This window comes from Streptomyces sp. NPDC033165 (genome assembly GCF_055577965.1).
Genome location: NZ_JBVIPK010000008.1, coordinates 312,137 through 327,317, shown reverse-complemented (window position 1 = coordinate 327,317; position 15,181 = coordinate 312,137). Strand labels below are relative to the sequence as shown.

At 72.8% G+C, this 15,181-nt stretch carries 18 protein-coding genes; 10 read left to right on the top strand and 8 right to left on the bottom strand.

Going from position 1 to position 15,181, the window contains the following annotated elements; all coding sequences use genetic code 11:
- Positions 1-79 precede the first annotated feature (79 nt).
- Positions 80-478 carry a CBS domain-containing protein gene (locus ACZ5WC_RS21280; RefSeq protein ID WP_096625776.1) on the bottom strand — a complete coding sequence of 133 codons (399 nt, stop codon included), beginning with the start codon at positions 476-478 and terminating at the stop codon, positions 80-82.
- Positions 479-623: 145 nt separating this feature from the next.
- The gene (gene hisN, locus ACZ5WC_RS21275) at positions 624-1,424 is read right to left on the bottom strand and encodes a histidinol-phosphatase (protein WP_468542260.1); all 801 of its coding nucleotides are present in this window, start codon (positions 1,422-1,424) and stop codon (positions 624-626) included.
- 149 nt (positions 1,425-1,573) lie between these two features.
- On the opposite strand from hisN, the gene ACZ5WC_RS21270 reads away from it, so the two are divergent.
- Positions 1,574-2,200 (top strand): TetR family transcriptional regulator, encoded by a 627-nt coding sequence (locus ACZ5WC_RS21270; protein WP_468542259.1) that lies wholly within the window; start codon positions 1,574-1,576, stop codon positions 2,198-2,200.
- On the opposite strand, the gene ACZ5WC_RS21265 is transcribed toward ACZ5WC_RS21270, so the two are convergent.
- From ACZ5WC_RS21265 to ACZ5WC_RS21250, 4 genes are all read right to left on the bottom strand, one after another.
- Entirely contained in the window at positions 2,166-2,489 is a 324-nt protein-coding gene (locus ACZ5WC_RS21265) for a DMT family transporter (protein ID WP_468542258.1), read from the bottom strand. The two genes, ACZ5WC_RS21270 and ACZ5WC_RS21265, sit on opposite strands and share 35 nt — an antisense overlap.
- Before the next feature lie 109 nt (positions 2,490-2,598).
- Entirely contained in the window at positions 2,599-3,615 is a 1,017-nt protein-coding gene (gene rsgA, locus ACZ5WC_RS21260; protein ID WP_468542257.1) for a ribosome small subunit-dependent GTPase A, read from the bottom strand.
- A 5-nt stretch (positions 3,616-3,620) separates the two neighbouring features.
- The gene (aroA, locus tag ACZ5WC_RS21255) at positions 3,621-4,973 is read right to left on the bottom strand and encodes a 3-phosphoshikimate 1-carboxyvinyltransferase (protein WP_468542256.1); all 1,353 of its coding nucleotides are present in this window, start codon (positions 4,971-4,973) and stop codon (positions 3,621-3,623) included.
- 103 nt (positions 4,974-5,076) lie between these two features.
- On the bottom strand, positions 5,077-5,790 hold the full coding sequence (locus tag ACZ5WC_RS21250; RefSeq protein ID WP_468542255.1) for a M50 family metallopeptidase: 714 nt from the start codon (positions 5,788-5,790) through the stop codon (positions 5,077-5,079).
- A 53-nt stretch (positions 5,791-5,843) separates the two neighbouring features.
- Here ACZ5WC_RS21250 and ACZ5WC_RS21245 point away from each other — a divergent pair, with 53 nt between their 5' ends.
- The 4 genes from ACZ5WC_RS21245 (at position 5,844) to rsrA (ending at position 8,583) form a co-directional block, all read left to right on the top strand.
- Entirely contained in the window at positions 5,844-6,659 is an 816-nt protein-coding gene (locus tag ACZ5WC_RS21245; RefSeq protein ID WP_468542254.1) for an SOS response-associated peptidase, read from the top strand.
- A gap of 17 nt (positions 6,660-6,676) precedes the next feature.
- A complete protein-coding gene (locus tag ACZ5WC_RS21240; protein ID WP_468542253.1) occupies positions 6,677-7,336 on the top strand; it encodes an alpha/beta hydrolase family protein in 660 nt (219 codons plus the stop codon).
- A gap of 273 nt (positions 7,337-7,609) precedes the next feature.
- Complete coding sequence (locus ACZ5WC_RS21235; protein WP_010061546.1) at positions 7,610-8,266, top strand: sigma-70 family RNA polymerase sigma factor; 657 nt, start codon at positions 7,610-7,612, stop codon at positions 8,264-8,266.
- Positions 8,263-8,583: a mycothiol system anti-sigma-R factor gene (rsrA, locus tag ACZ5WC_RS21230; RefSeq protein ID WP_468542252.1), complete on the top strand. Its 321-nt coding sequence runs from the start codon at positions 8,263-8,265 to the stop codon at positions 8,581-8,583. The genes ACZ5WC_RS21235 and rsrA overlap by 4 nt, the downstream gene beginning before the upstream one ends.
- A gap of 262 nt (positions 8,584-8,845) precedes the next feature.
- Here the strand turns inward: rsrA and ACZ5WC_RS21225 are convergent, their stop codons facing one another.
- Positions 8,846-9,154: a hypothetical protein gene (locus ACZ5WC_RS21225; RefSeq protein ID WP_468542251.1), complete on the bottom strand. Its 309-nt coding sequence runs from the start codon at positions 9,152-9,154 to the stop codon at positions 8,846-8,848.
- Between the two features lie 101 nt (positions 9,155-9,255).
- Here ACZ5WC_RS21225 and ACZ5WC_RS21220 point away from each other — a divergent pair, with 101 nt between their 5' ends.
- From ACZ5WC_RS21220 to ACZ5WC_RS21200, 5 genes are all read left to right on the top strand, one after another.
- Positions 9,256-10,101 carry an HD-GYP domain-containing protein gene (locus tag ACZ5WC_RS21220; protein WP_468542250.1) on the top strand — a complete coding sequence of 282 codons (846 nt, stop codon included), beginning with the start codon at positions 9,256-9,258 and terminating at the stop codon, positions 10,099-10,101.
- Positions 10,098-11,384, top strand: a complete 1,287-nt coding sequence (locus ACZ5WC_RS21215; RefSeq protein ID WP_468542249.1) for an HD-GYP domain-containing protein — start codon at positions 10,098-10,100, stop codon at positions 11,382-11,384. Before ACZ5WC_RS21220 ends, ACZ5WC_RS21215 begins: the two co-directional genes overlap by 4 nt.
- A gap of 92 nt (positions 11,385-11,476) precedes the next feature.
- A complete protein-coding gene (locus ACZ5WC_RS21210) occupies positions 11,477-12,472 on the top strand; it encodes a tetratricopeptide repeat protein (protein WP_468542248.1) in 996 nt (331 codons plus the stop codon).
- Between the two features lie 120 nt (positions 12,473-12,592).
- Positions 12,593-13,231, top strand: coding sequence for a peptide deformylase (gene def, locus ACZ5WC_RS21205; protein ID WP_468542247.1), 639 nt, complete (start codon positions 12,593-12,595; stop codon positions 13,229-13,231).
- Positions 13,232-13,396: 165 nt separating this feature from the next.
- Positions 13,397-14,134 (top strand): D-Ala-D-Ala carboxypeptidase family metallohydrolase, encoded by a 738-nt coding sequence (locus tag ACZ5WC_RS21200; RefSeq protein WP_468542246.1) that lies wholly within the window; start codon positions 13,397-13,399, stop codon positions 14,132-14,134.
- Between the two features lie 34 nt (positions 14,135-14,168).
- Here the strand turns inward: ACZ5WC_RS21200 and ACZ5WC_RS21195 are convergent, their stop codons facing one another.
- On the bottom strand, positions 14,169-15,149 hold the full coding sequence (locus ACZ5WC_RS21195; RefSeq protein WP_468542245.1) for a GlxA family transcriptional regulator: 981 nt from the start codon (positions 15,147-15,149) through the stop codon (positions 14,169-14,171).
- Positions 15,150-15,181 lie beyond the last annotated feature (32 nt).

Sequence of the window (15,181 nt, the reverse complement as noted above, 5' to 3'; positions counted from 1 at the left end):
CCGGACGCCTGTCGTCGACGGTGGGCCGGATCCCCTCACGGGGGTCCGGCCCACCGGTCGTCCGAGCGAGGAGCGGGCGTCAGCCCGCCGTGGCGACCGCGCGACGGGTGGGCGCCCAGCAGCGGATGATGTCGCGCACCGACACGATCCCCACCGGGCCGTCGTCGTCCAGCACGATCAGATGCCGGAAACCTCCGTGCGTCATGGCTTCCGCGGCCTCCTCCAGCGTCCAGGCCGGGGCGGCGAACACCACGTCGGTGGTGGTGTGGGCGGACGCGGTCTCCCGATCGGGATCCTGGCCGGATCCGATCGCGTCGAGGATGTCGCGCTCGGTGATGATCCCGAGCCCGCAGGTGTCCGGGTCGTGGACGACGGCTGCTCCGATGCGCCGGGCCGACATCAGCCGGGCCGCCTGGCGGAGCGTGTGGGTGGGGCCGATGGTGAGGACCACCGTGCTCATGGCGTCACGGACGAGCATGAAACGAGCCACCTCCTCGGTGAGCCGACTGTGTGAGTCGATTCACAAGTTCACAAGTGGGGGGACTCTCAGAGTTGCACCCTTGGGGCGGGTCGACAAGGGGTGGACCGGGCGTGCGCCGGGGGAGTGCGCACGCACGCGGAACTCAGTAGCGCTGGTTGAGATAGCCCAGCAACTCGTCGTGGAGCAGCCCGTTCGAGGCCGCCGCATCGGCGCCGCCCGGACCGTCGGCCCCGTCCAGGCCGGTGAACCGGCCGCCCGCCTCCTGGACGATGATCGCGTTCGCCGCCATGTCCCACAGCGACAGCTCCGGCTCCGCGCAGATGTCCACGGAACCCTCCGCGACCATCATGTACGGCCAGAAGTCCCCGTAGCCCCGCGTCCGCCAGCAGGCCCGGGTCAGGTCGAGGAGCCCGTCGAGCAGGCCCTTCTCCTCCCAGCCGGACAGCGACGAGAACGCGAACGAGGAGTCCGCGATGTTCTCCACCTTCGACACCTGGAGCCGGGTCGCCGAGGTGAGGCTGCGGCCGGAGAACGCGCCCGCGCCCTTCGCCGCCCACCAGCGCCGGTTCAGCGCGGGCGCGGAGACCACTCCGACCACCGGCTGGAAGCCCTGCTCCCCCGCCTCCATCAGCGAGATCAGCGTCGCCCACACCGGCACACCGCGTACGTAGTTCTTGGTGCCGTCGATCGGGTCGATCACCCAGCGCCGGGGCCCGCTGCCCTCGACCCCGTACTCCTCGCCCAGGATCGCGTCCCTCGGGCGGGCCCGCTGCAAGTGGCCCCGGATCAACGCCTCGGCGGCCTTGTCGGCCTCGGTCACCGGCGTCATGTCCGGCTTGGTCTCGACCTTCAGGTCGAGAGCCTTGAACCGCTCCATCGTGGCCGCGTCGGCGGCGTCGGCCAGTACATGGGCAAGGCGCAGATCATCGTGGTAGTCGGGCATGCCGTCACAGTATCCAGCGCCGCGGGCCGCGGGCTACAGCACCCCCGGCCCGCCCCCCCCGGCCCGCCCTCCGGCCCGCGCGCGGACCCTTGACAGCCCCCGGGAGCACGTCAACTCTGAATCGCAGTTCCGGGGCGGGGGAGGCGATGATGCCGACAGCGCGGCAGGCCCTGCTGGACGCCGCCCTCAGAGCGCTCGCCGACCGGCCCTGGCACACGGTGCGCCTGGTCGAGGTCGCCGCACTGGCCGGGGTGTCCCGGCAGACCCTCCACAACGAGTTCGGCACCAAGGACGGGCTGGCCGGGGCCCTGCTGCGGCGGGCCGCCGACGGCTACCTGGCCGGGGTCGACCGCGCCCTGACCGCCCCCGCGCCCGACCGCCCGGCCGCCGTCGCGCTCTGGACCGTACGGGCGGCCCGCCAGGACGCGCTGGTCAAGGCCCTCCTCACGGGGTTCTGGGAGGACGGGCTGCCCCGCCCGAAGCGGCCCCCGGCCCCCGGGGTGCTGCTCGCGCTGGTACGGGACCGGGTGCGGGCGGCCCAGCCCCCGGCGCCCGGCAGCACAGCCGAGCGCGGCTACGCCACCGACGACACCGAGCGCTACGAGATCGCGTTACGGATCGCACTGTCCTGTGTGATCGCCCCGGTGCCGGGGGACGACGCGGCGGACGGTCACGCGCTCCGGCTCGTACGGCAGGCGTCCGGCACCGCCGACCACCACCAGGCGGCCGGTGCCGCCCGGGTCAGTGCGCGGAGCCGGACAGCTGGAGGCCCATGACCCCGATGATCACCAGGGAGATCGACACCAGCTTCAGCGTCGAGACGACGTCCCCGAGGAAGACCATGCCGTAGATCGCCGTACCGGCCGCGCCGATCCCGGTCCACACCGCGTACGCCGGGCCGACGTCCAGCTTCTTCAGCGCCATGGTCAGCAGGCCGAAGCTGCCGAGTGCGAACGCGGCGAACGCGATCGTCGGCCAGAGACGGGTGAACCCGTGGGAGAGCTTCAGACACACGGCGAAGCCGGTCTCCAGCAGTCCAGCGACCACGACCAGCAGCCACGGCATCGTCGGTGCCCTCCAGATAGGTGACGGCTTCGTCCCGCTCGGTGCGATTATGCCTTTACCAGTCGTTGAATCGCGCAAACGTCCCAGGGGACGCACCGAACGATTCCGGTCAGTCGCCCTCGCGCCGTTCCCGTGTCGCGAGCAGCCGGTGCAGGGAGTCCAGCCGGGCCGGATCCGCGTGCCCCCCGGCCACCCAGGCAGGCAGTGCGCATTCGGGCTGGTTCTCGTCGTGGGTGCAGCCGCGCGGGCAGTTCCCGGTGCCCGGTTCCAGGTCGGGGAAGGCGTGGATGACGCGCGTCGGGTCGACGTGGTGCAGCCCGAAGGAGCGGACGCCCGGGGTGTCGACCACCCAGCCCCGGTCGCCCGGCAACGGCAGCGCGAGGGCGGAGGTGGTGGTGTGCCGGCCCCGGCCGGTGACCGCGTTGACGATGCCCGTGGTGCGCCGCCGGTCCTTCGGTACCAGGGCGTTCACCAGGGTCGTCTTCCCGACCCCGGAATGGCCGACGAAGGCGGTGACCCGGCCCTCAAGCTGCTCGCGCACCCGGTCCGCCGCGTCCCCGGTCTCCAGCTCCTCGCGGCTCGTCACGATGTACGGGACGCCGAGCGGGGTGTACGCCTCCAGCAGCTTGTCCGGCGGGGCCAGGTCGGACTTGGTGAGCACCAGCAGCGGGGTCAGCCCGCCGTCGTACGCCGCCACCAGACAGCGGTCGATCATGCGCGGACGCGGCTCGGGGTCGGCCAGCGCGGTGACGATCGCCAGCTGGTCCGCGTTGGCGACGACCACCCGCTCGTAGGGATCGTCGTCGTCCGCCGTGCGGCGCAGCACCGTGCGGCGCTCGCCGATCCGCACGATCCTGGCCAGGGTGTCCTTCTCGCCGGACAGGTCCCCGACGATGGAGACGGTGTCGCCCACCACCGCGGCCTTGCGGCCCAGCTCGCGGGCCTTCATCGCCACCACGGTCCGGCCGTCGACGAGGCAGGTGAGCCGGCCCCGGTCGACGGTGAGGACCATGCCGTCCTCGGCGTCCTCGTGCTTGGGCCGGATGTGCGTGCGCGGCCGGTTGCCCTTGCGGTTGGGGCGGACGCGGATGTCGTCCTCGTCGGGGTTCTTCCCGTAGCGGCGCATGGTCCCTAGGCCCCGAGCATTCCGGTCCACATGTCCGGGAAGTCCGGCAGGGTCTTGGCGGTCGTGCCCACGTTCTCGATCTCCACGCCCTTCACCGCGAGGCCGATGACCGCACCGGCGGTGGCCATGCGGTGGTCGTCGTACGTGTGGAAGACGCCGCCGTGCAGCGGGCGCGGGCGGATGTGCAGCCCGTCGGCCGTCTCGGTGACGTCGCCGCCGAGCTCGTTGATCTCCTTGGTCAGCGCCGCCAGCCGGTCCGTCTCGTGCAGCCGCAGATGGGCCACGCCCCGCAGGGTGGAGGGCGAGTCGGCCAGCGCCGCGACCGCCGCGATGCCCGGGGTCAGCTCGCCGACCTCGCCGAGGTCCACGTCGATGCCGTGGATACGGCCCGTGCCGGTGAAGGTCAGACCGCGTTCGGTCAGCTCGCAGCTGCCGCCCATCTCGGTGAAGATCTCGCGCAGCGCGTCACCCGGCTGTGTGGTGCGTTCCGGCCAGTCGGGGATGGTGACCCTGCCCCCGGTCACCAGCGCCGCGGCCAGGAACGGCTGGGCGTTGGAGAGGTCCGGCTCGACCGTCAGATCCCGGCCGAGGAGTGCGGAGGGGGAGACCCGCCATACGTTCGGCTCGCCGCCCGTCTCCGGCTCGTCCACCTGCGCGCCGACGGCCCGCAGCATGTCGACGGTCATCCGGATGTGCGGCATCGAGGGCAGGACGGAACCGGTGTGCCGGACCTCCACGCCCTGGTTGAAGCGCGGCCCGGAGAGCAGCAGCGCCGAGACGAACTGCGAGGACGACGACGCGTCGATCGCCACCGGGCCGCCGTCCAGCGCCCCGCCCCCGTGCACGGTCAGCGGCAGCGCCCCGCGCCCGTCATCGTCGATCCGCGCGCCCAGTGCCCGCAGGGCCTCGATCACGCCGGTCAGGGGCCGCTCGTAGGAGCGGGGGTCGCCGTCGAAACGGATCGGGCCGTCGGCGAGCGTGGCGACGGGCGGCAGGAAGCGCATGACCGTGCCGGCGTTGCCGACGTCGACGGTGGCCGGGCCGTGCAGCCCGGCCGGGATGACCCGCCAGGCCTCGCCGGAGGCGTCCGGGCCGCTCGCGGCGGAGGGGCTGGTCGCGGAGGACGAGGAGACCGTCTCCTCGATGCCGACGCCCATCGCGCGGAGCGCCTGGGCCATCAGCAGGGTGTCGCGGGAGCGCAGCGGGCGGCGCAGCCAGCCCGGCTCGGAGGCCAGCGAGGCCAGGACGAGCGCCCGGTTGGTGACCGATTTCGATCCGGGCACGGTGACGGTCGCGTCGACGGCTCCGCTCGCGTGGGGGGCGGGCCAGAGGGCGGGGTGCACGGAACTCTCGGTCATGGCCATCACTTTAGTGGTTCCGCGCGAACCAGGATCCTGATGAAAAGGGCGGAAACCGGTCCGTAACGAAAGAGTGGTACGGGCCGGAGCGGCCGGGCACGCCTCACCAGCCCAGCAGCCATCGCCCTCCGCCGATCAGCGAGCACAGCGACACCGCGTGGAAGAGGAACAGCCACAGCGCGGCCGGGGCGTGGGTCAGTCGGGCCAACTGGTCCGCGTCGGAGTCCGGGGCACCCCCGAAGCGCCGCTTGGACTGGAGCTCGAACGGCGGCCGCACCCCGCCCAGCAGCAGGAACCACACCACCGCGTACGCGAACGCCGACTGGACGTCCGAGGCGGCCAGCCAGGACACCAGCAGGAAGGCGGTGCCGGTCAGGATGACGGTGAGCGCCCCGTACACATTGCGGATCATCACCAGCATCACCGCGAGCAGCGCCGTCGCCACCCACAGCAGCAGGGTGATCCGGCCGTTGGTGAGCAGCCAGGCGCCGCCCAGGCCCAGCAGCGAGGGTGCCGTGTAGCCGGCCGCGGCGGTGAGGATCATGCCGATCCCCGTCGGCTTGCCGCGGCTGACGGTCAGTCCGCTGGTGTCCGAGTGCAGCCGGATGCCGGAGAGCTGCCGTCCGGTGAGCAGGGCCACCAGGCCGTGGCCGCCCTCGTGCGCGATGGTGATCGTGTTGCGGGCCAGCCGCCATATCGGGTTCGGTACGACGGCGATGAGCGCGAGCGTGGCCGTCACCACCACCAGCCACTGCTCCGGCGCGGGCTGGGTGCCGGTCACGCGATCCCACAGATCGCCCAATTCGGTGCTGTTCATCGGCCGGGCGACTCCTTGCGGTCGGGGCGGTCGGTCGTGGCAGTGTGGCACTTATGTGCGGAAGGTATGCAGCGAGTCGGAAGCCCGAGGACCTGACCGGACTCTTCGGCGTCGAGAAGTGGGAACCCACCGAGGCCTTGGAGCCGGACTGGAACGTGGCGCCGACCAAAGAGGTCTACGCGGTTCTGGAGCGTCCTGTTAAGGACGCGGACGACCGGCGTCCGGTTCGCCAGCTGCGCACCCTGAAATGGGGGCTCGTCCCGTCCTGGTCGAAGAGCCCCGAGGGCGCCGCCCGGATGATCAACGCCCGCGCGGAGACCGTCCACGAGAAGCCCTCCTTCCGGAACGCCTTCGCTCAGCGTCGTTGCATCCTGCCCGCCGACGGCTACTACGAGTGGGTCACCGGCGCGGAGGAACGGCAGCTGGAGGAGAAGAAGGGCAGGAAGCGGGCGCGCAAGCAGCCGTATTTCGTGACCCCCGCCGACGGCTCGGTCTTCGCGATGGCCGGACTGTACGAGTTCTGGCGCGACCCGACCCTGCCCGGCGACCACGAGCTGGCCTGGTGGGTCACCTGCTCGGTGATCACCACCGAGGCGGAGACCGCACCGCTGGCGGTCGCCCCCGCCGAAGGACCCGGCGCCCTCGCCGACATCCACCCCCGGATGCCGCTGATGCTCACCCCGGACCGCTGGGACGCCTGGCTGGACCCCTCGCGCACGGGCCTCGACGAGCTGCGCGCGCTGCTGGAGCCGCCGCCCGGCGGGCTGATGCGGGCCTACCCGGTCGCCACCGCCGTCAGCAACGTCCGCAACAACGGACCGGAGCTGCTGGAGGAGCTGGCCGCGCCGGAGGAGTCGACGCTGTTCTGAACGGGAGGGGAGGCAGGATGGGACGCGTGAGCCGTGAGAAGAGCGTGCAGAGCATCCCCACCGACGCCGGAGAGGCCCGGATCACCTGGCTCCCCGCCACGACCGGTGCGCGGGCCCGCCTCGTGCTGGCCGTGAGCCACGGGGCGGGCGGCGGCATCGAGGCCCGCGATCTGAAGGCCCTGGCCGCCGCCCTGCCCGGACAGGGCGTCACCGTCGCCCTGGTGGAGCAGCCATGGCGGGTGGCGGGCAAGAAGGTGGCGCCCGCCCCGAAGACCCTGGACACCGGCTGGCGCGGACTGTGGCCCGCCCTGGCCGAGCCCGGACTGCCCGTCGTCTCCGGGGGACGCAGCGCCGGGGCCCGGGTCGCCTGCCGCACCGCCACCGAGCTGGGCGCTGCGGCCGTCCTCGCGCTCAGCTTCCCGCTGCACCCCCCGGGCAGGCCCGAGAAGTCCCGCGCCGACGAGCTCCTCGGTGCCGGGGTGCCCACCCTCGTGGTGCAGGGCGGCAACGACCCGTTCGGGCGGCCGGAGGAGTTCCCGCCCGGCCCGTACGAGCTGGCCGAAGTGCCGTACGGGGACCACGGCTTCGCCGTACCGAAGAAGGCCGGGCAGAGCGAGGAGCAGACGATGGGCATCCTCACCGAGGCGGTCACCGGGTGGCTCACGTCACTCGGGTGACACGGGCCACGGGAATGCTCCGCACGGGGGCGCTGTTGTTCGGGACGTCGGTACAACAACGTCGTACGTGGAGAGGGAGTCCGTCGCATGGGTTCGACCATCTGCCCGAGCCGCTCGAACACCGCTGACCTGGAGTGGAGCGTGCTGCCCGCGGCGAGGACCACCCCCGAGCGGCCCCTGAGCGGCGGTAATCGACAGGCCGTCTCCCAGCAGGGTCGACTATTCTCCGATGCGAGCGGGTCCGGTTTCGGCTCCGCCACATCGTTGGAGGAGGTGGGTCCGGTCACTGGGACCGACACAGGGACCGACGACGGCCGCGCACCGGAGACGCCCGCCGAGCGCAACGCGCGCTTCGAGCGCGACGCCCTGGGCTTTCTCGACCAGATGTATTCGGCCGCGCTGCGCATGACGCGCAATCCCGCCGATGCGGAGGACCTGGTCCAGGAGACCTACGCCAAGGCGTACGGCTCCTTCCACCAGTTCCGCGAGGGCACCAACCTCAAGGCGTGGATGTACCGCATCCTCACCAACACCTTCATCAACTCGTACCGCAAGAAGCAGCGCGAGCCCCAGCGCAGCGCCGCCGAGGAGATCGAGGACTGGCAGCTGGCCCGCGCCGAGTCGCACATGTCGACCGGTCTGCGCTCGGCCGAGTCCCAGGCCCTCGACCATCTCCCGGACTCCGACGTGAAGTCGGCGCTCCAGGCGATCCCCGAGGAGTTCCGCATCGCCGTGTATCTCGCCGATGTCGAGGGCTTTGCCTACAAGGAGATCGCGGACATCATGGGGACTCCCATCGGTACGGTGATGTCCCGGCTGCACCGCGGCCGCCGCCAGCTGCGCGGCATGCTGGAGGACTACGCCCGTGAGCGCGGGCTCGTCGCAGCCGGTGCCGGTGACTCGGACGATCGGAAGGGCTCGGCCTCATGAGCTGCGGAGAGCCGCACGAGACGGACTGCTCGGAGGTGCTCGATCATCTCTACGAGTTTCTCGACCGGGAGATGCCCGCGGGCGACTGCACCAAGTTCGAGGTGCACTTCGAGGAGTGCTCCCCGTGCCTGGAGAAGTACGGCCTCGAACAGGCCGTGAAGAAGCTGGTGAAGCGCTGCTGCGGACAGGACGACGTCCCTGCCGACCTGCGCTCCAAGGTGATGGGCCGGATCGATCTGATCCGGGCCGGCGAGGCCGTACCCGACCAGGATGTATCCGTGCACAGCACGGACCGGTCGGCGACCGCTACCGAATAGTCACCCGAATGTGCTAATCGGACCCGTAGCGGCTCGGTGAGCCGGACAACTCGCTAGCGTGGCGCCTCCATCGACCATGCTGGGGGGCGAGTGCGGGCGTGAGGGGCACACCGGCGGCGGCGCGCGTCTGCATCCTGGTCGCGGTCCTCAGCGCGGTCTGCTGCACGCTCCCCGGGTACGCCGCTGAGGTCCCGGTCCCGTGGGGCACGACGGCGCTGCTCGCCGCACTCGGTCTCGGCTGTGAGCTGGCCTCCCGTCGCCGTCACGCGGGCGGCTCCCTGACCGTCGGCGCCGGATCGTCCGTTCCGCTGCTCCTCGCCGCGGCTTTTCTGCTGCCGCCCGCCGCCGCCGCGCTGGTGGCGGTCCCGGGGGCGCTGACCGGGAAGGTGGAGCGGCCGCCGTACGCCGCCCGCCGGATCTGGCGGGCCGCCCAGCTCGCCCTCACCTGTGCCGCCGCCTCCTGGGTCCACACCGCCCTCGGCGGACCGGCGACCCTCGGCGGCCCCGGCCTGGCACCGGACTTCCCGCTCGCCCTGCTTCCCGTCTGCGCCGCGTCGGTCGCCTTCAGCACGGTCCTGACCGCGCTCGACGGGGTCATCCTCGCGGCGGCGGAACGGCGGCCCGTACACCGCACCTGGCGCGGGCTGCTTCCGCGCGCTCGGCCCCCACCTGGTGCACGCGCTCTCCGGGCTGCTGATGGCCGTCCTGTGGCGCAGTTCGTACGGGCCGGTCTCCGCGCTCCTCGTCCTGCTGCCGATGTCCGTCTCCTGCTGGGTCTTCGCCCAGTACCACCGCGAGCGGGCCGCCCACCGGGCCACCATCCGCGCGCTCGTCCACGCCGTCGACATCAAGGACACCTACACCCGGGGCCACAGCGAGCGGGTCGGCCGGGCCTCCGTGCTGATCGCCCGCGAACTCGGCATGGACGACAGCCGGCTGGAGGCACTCCGCTTCGCCGGGATCCTGCACGACATCGGCAAGCTCGGCGTACCCACCCGGGTGCTCCGCAAGGACGGCCCCCTCACCCCCGAGGAGCGCCGGATCATGGAGCTGCACCCGGAGTACGGACACGAGATCGTCCGGGGCATCGCCTTCCTGGACGAGGCGCGCGAGGCGATCCTGCACCACCACGAACGGCTCGACGGCAGCGGATACCCCTACGGACTCAGGGGTTCGCGCATCCCCGAGTCCGCCCGGGTCGTCGCGGTCGCCGACGCCTTCGACGCGATGACCTCCAACCGCTCCTACCGGCGCGCCCGGCCCGTGGCCGCCGCGCTCGCCGAGCTGGAGCGGTGCGCGGGCAGCCAGTTCGACCCGCGCATGGTGCGGGCGCTGGGCCGCGCCCTGGACCGGCACGGCTGGAGCGCCGCCGACACCGCCGTCACGGCGGACGAACCGGGAGGTGCGGTGGAGGGGAGCCGCCGGGAGGCGGCCCAGGTGCCCGGCGCGCGGTCGGCGGGGCACGCCGCGCCGGGCCCCGCCCCCCGCCCGTCCCCGTCCCCCGGAGGCCGTCGGTGAGCGGCGGGTACGCGGCCGCCACGCCCGCCCCCGCTGCCCTCGCGGTGCGCGGGACGGCCTTCGCCCTCGCCCTCGTCGCGTTCACGCACACTCTGGTGCAGGGACTCGTCGGGCCGGGACACGCGCTGGCCTTCGGGCTGCTCGTGGTCCTGGGGGAGGCCGCGCGCCGGGGTGCGCACCCCGGGGAACGGGAGCCAGCGCCGCTCGGCGCCGCCGGGGCGCTCGCGTACGCCCTGCTCGGGGACAGCGCCGGGCGGCCGACCGGGCACGGGGCGCTCCAGGTGGTCGCCGTGGTGGTCGCCGCGCAGGCGCTCGCCGCCGTGCCCAGGGCGGCGCGCGGCCACCGCGTGGACGCGGACCGGGCCGCCCGCCGGACGCTGACCGTGGGCTTCGCCGCCGTCTGCTTCCAGCCGCTGTACAACTCCGGGCAGGCGGTCCGCTGGTTCGGCGAGGGGCTGGCCTTCGCCCTGTTCCTGCTCGTCCTGCTGGCGCTGACCGTGCTGTGCGACGCCCTGCTGGCCGCCCTCCTGGCCCGCTCGGCGGACCGGCCCGCGGGTCCCGGCGCCCCGCCTCCGTACGCACCGCTCCTCGGTGACGAGCTGCGCGCGCTCGCCGGGATCGGGCCGGCGGTCGGGGCGACCGGCGTCGTGCTGGCGCTGGGCGTCGCGGTCGCCGGGCTCTGGGCGCTGCCCGTGCTGTGCGGGCCGCTGCTGCTCACGCAGGTCTCCTTCCGCCGGTACGCGGCCGCGCGCACGACCTCCCGCCAGACCGTCTCCTCGCTCGCCCGCGCCACCGAGATCGCCGGGTACACCCCGCCCGGCCACGCCCGCCGGGTCGCCGCGCTCGCCACCGCCGTAGGCCGGGAGCTGGGGCTGACCGGACGGCAGCTGACCGTCCTGGAGCACGCCGCCCTGATGCACGACATCGGCCAGCTCTCCCTTCTCGACCCGGTCGCGGGCGGGGCCACCGCCCGGCTGCCCGCCGCCGAGCAGCGCCGCATCGCCCTGCTCGGCGGGGCGGTCGTCCGGCGCACCGGTGTGGACCCGGCGGTGGCCGCGGTGGTCGAGCAGCAGGCCGATCCGTACCGGGAACAACTGCCCGCCGCCAGGATCGTCAGGACGGTCAACGCATACGACGACCTGTGCGGGGAAAGCGTGAGCGGGCCGCTCGGCGCACTGGAGCTCCTCAGGCTCGGCACCGGGCACGACCACCAGCCGCAGGTGGTGGAGGCGCTGGGACGAGTCCTGGCGCGGGGCGGTCTGACCCCGGCCGGGGCTGGGTAACCCATGGGTAATGAGCGGGCGTCGGGCCGGGCATGGTTGGATGCGAAAGCAGAGCGGATAACGAGGGTGTCCAGTCGGGACAGGCGGGAATCGTGAGGATCTTCGGGAAGGTACGGCATCGTCCGTCCGCCTCTTGGCGGCAGGCCACGGACCGCGCGTTCACGCTGATCGGCGACGGCCGGTACGAGGACGCGGGGGCGCTGCTGACGCGCGCGGCGGATCTGGAGCCCTGGCTCTCGGAGTCCTGGTTCAATCTGGCACTGCTGCACAAGTTCCGGCACGACTGGGAGCAGGCGCGCGCGGCGGGCCTGCGGGCGGTCGCGCTGCTGGACCGCGAGTCCGGCGCCCCGGACTGGTGGAACGTCGGCATCGCGGCCACCGCGCTCCAGGACTGGCCACTGGCGCGCCGGGCCTGGCAGGCGTACGGCCTCAAGGTCCCCGGCAGCGGCCAGCACAGCGCGGCGACCACCGAGCCGACCGGCATGGAGCTGGGCAGCGCGGCGGTGCGGCTCTCGCCGGAGGGCGAGGCCGAGGTGGTCTGGGGCCGTCGGCTCGACCCGGCCCGGATCGAGGTGCTGTCCATTCCGCTGCCGTCCTCCGGGCGGCGCTGGGGCGAGGTCGTCCTGCACGACGGGGTGCCCAACGGCGAGCGGGTCACCGCGGCCGGGCCCGCCTATCCGGTGTTCGACGAGATCGAGCTGTGGGCGCCCTCGCCGGTGCCGACCTGGGTGGTGCTGCTGGAGGCGGCCACCGAGGACGACCGCGACGCCCTGGAGAAGCTGGCCTCGGACGCCGGGTTCGCCGCCGAGGACTGGTCCTCCTCCGTACGGCTGCTGTGCCGGGCCTGTTCGGAGAGCCGGATGGAGAGCGACGAGGGGGACGGGGAGCACCTGGACCCGCACGACCACAGCGAGCCCGGCCACCCGGGCCCGCTGGGCCACCGCACCGCGGGCGCCGGTGACCTGTGGGTCCCGGAGCGCGAGTGCGGTCTCGCGGCCCCCGCCGGGCTGGTGCGCGGACTGCTGGACGGCTGGGTCGCCGACAGCCCCGACAGCCGTGAGTGGCGGGATCTCGAAGAAGTCTGCTGACCGCTGCCCGTAGGCTGTACGCGCACCGATCGCGGTGCTGCTCCTCCCGTGGTTCCCGGTTTCCGGCGGGTTCGGCGGGGTTCACCGAGTTCAGGTTTTGCAGGAAGGCGTACGGCGGACATGTCGCAGCAGGAGACGGACGGGACGATCGGCGTGGACGACGAGGGGTTCATCGTCGACACCGAGGACTGTGAGGCGCGCGAGGCCGCGTACCGCGAGCGCGGCACCTCCCGTCCGATCACGGTCGTGGGCAACCCGGTGCTGCACAAGGAGTGCAAGGACGTCACCGAGTTCGGCGACGAGCTGGCGCAGCTGATCGACGACATGTTCGCCAGCCAGAAGGCGGCCGAGGGCGTGGGCCTCGCGGCCAACCAGATCGGTGTGGACCTCAAGGTCTTCGTCTACGACTGCCCGGACGACGACGGGAAGCGGCACACCGGGGTCGTCTGCAACCCGGTCCTGGAGGAGCTCGCCCCCGAGCGGCGGGTGCTGGACGACTCCAACGAGGGTTGCCTCTCGGTCCCGACCGCGTACGCCTCCCTGGCCCGCCCCGACTATGCGGTGGTGCGCGGCCAGGACGCGAAGGGCAACCCGATCCGGGTCAGGGGCACCGGCTACTTCGCGCGCTGCCTCCAGCACGAGACGGACCACCTCTACGGCTACCTGTACATCGACCGGCTCTCCAAGCGGGACCGCAAGGACGCGCTGCGGCAGATGGAAGAGGGCACGCCGCGCTACGAGACCGTGCCCAACGGCTGAGGCCGCGCCGCAGGGGCCCGACGCCGTTCCCGGGCGCCGGGCCCCTTGGCTTTCCGGATACCACCGGGCGGATAACTGCCGTTTGCTCAGAGGTAGTTGACGCGCGTCGACTCCTGGGCCAGGCTCACCTGGACACCGCCCGTGACGTTCAGAGGGAGACCCCCTGTGCTGAGACGTACCGCACGCGTTCTGCTCGGATTTGTCATGACCATCACATTCGCGTTGGGCGGGGCGGTCCTGACCGCCGGCCCCGCGCAGGCCGACGGCTGCTACACCTGGACCCGCACACTCTCCTCCGGAGCCACCGGCAACGACGTCACCCAGCTCCAGATCCGGGTGGCGGGCTGGCCCGGCTACAACTCCGTGCTCGCCATCGACGGCGTCTACGGTCCGGCCACCACCGCCGCCGTCAAGCGGTTCCAGGCGGCCTACGGCCTGGCCGCCGACGGGATCGCGGGCCCGGCCACCCAGGCCAAGATCTACGCGCTCCAGGACAGCGACTGCACCCCGATCCACTTCACGTACCCCGAGCTGAACAAGTGCAACAGCACCTGGGCCGGCGGGAAGGTCTCGGCGGGCACGGCCAGGGCCAACGCGCTGAGCAGCATGTGGAAGCTGGAGGCGCTGCGCCACGCGCTGGGCGACCAGCCCATCCGCGTCACCAGCGGCTTCCGCTCCGTCTCCTGCAACGCGGCCGTCGGCGGAGCCTCCAACAGCCGCCATCTGTACGGCGACGCGGTCGACCTCGGCGCCTCGCCGCACTCCCTGTGCACGCTGGCCAAGCAGGCCCGCTACCACGGCTTCAGGGGAATCCTCGGCCCGGGCTACGCCGGTCACGGTGACCACGTGCACGTCAACCAGGGGCCCAACCGCTTCTGGTCGGCGTCCCGGTGCGGCATCTGACCCCGGCCCCTCCCGGTGCCCGGCCCGGCGGCGCTCAGGCGACGTCGGGCACGGCCGCGGTCGACGGGCCCCGGAAGGCGCGGCGGTAGGCGTTCGGTGTGGTCCCCAGCGACCGTACGAACTGGTGTCGCAGGGTCGCCGCCGTACCGAAGCCCGTCTGTCCCGCGATCGTGTCGATCGTCAGGTCGGAGGTCTCCAGCAGGTGCTGGGCCAGCAGCACCCGCTGCCGCAGCAGCCAGCGGTACGGCGTGGTCCCGGTCTCCTGCTGGAACCGCCGGGCGAAGGTGCGCGGCGACATGTGCGCCTGCGCCGCCAGCTGCTCCACGGTCAGCTCCTGGTCGAGATGGTGCTCCATCCACGCCAAGGTGGCGCCGACCGTGTCGCACGCGTTCCGGGGCAGCGGGCGGTTGATGTACTGCGCCTGGCCGCCGTCCCGGTGCGGGGGCACCACCATCCGCCGGGCGATGGTGTTGGCCGCCTCCTGGCCGTACGCCCGGCGGACCAGGTGCAGGCAGGCGTCGATCCCGGCGGCGGTGCCGGCCGAGGTGATCACGGGGCCCTCGTCCACGTACAGCACGTCCGGCTCCACGATCGCCTTCGGGTAGCGCCGGGCCAGCTCCGCCGCGTGCCGCCAGTGCGTGGTGCAGCGGCGGCCGTCCAGCAGCCCGGCCGCGCCGAGGACGTACGCCCCCGAGCAGACGCTCAGCACCCGGGAGCCGCGCTCCACGGCCCGGCGCAGCGCTGCGAGCACCTCCTCGGGATACTCCCGCTCCATGAAGTGGCTGCCCGCCGGTACGGCGATGAGGTCGGCCTCCTCCAGCCGGTCCAGGCCATGGGGCGTGCTGATGGTGAAGCCCGCGTGGGTGCGCAGGACGGGGCCCTCGGCGGAGACCACCGCGAAATCGTGCACCGGCAGGCCCTCGTCGCTGCGGTCGAGGCCGAACACCTCGCACAGCACGCCGAGTTCGAAGGGGTGGACCTCGTCCAGGAGCAGGGCGGCGACATTGGTCAGCATGGACTCAGTGTGGCAGTAATTGGATGTTCCAT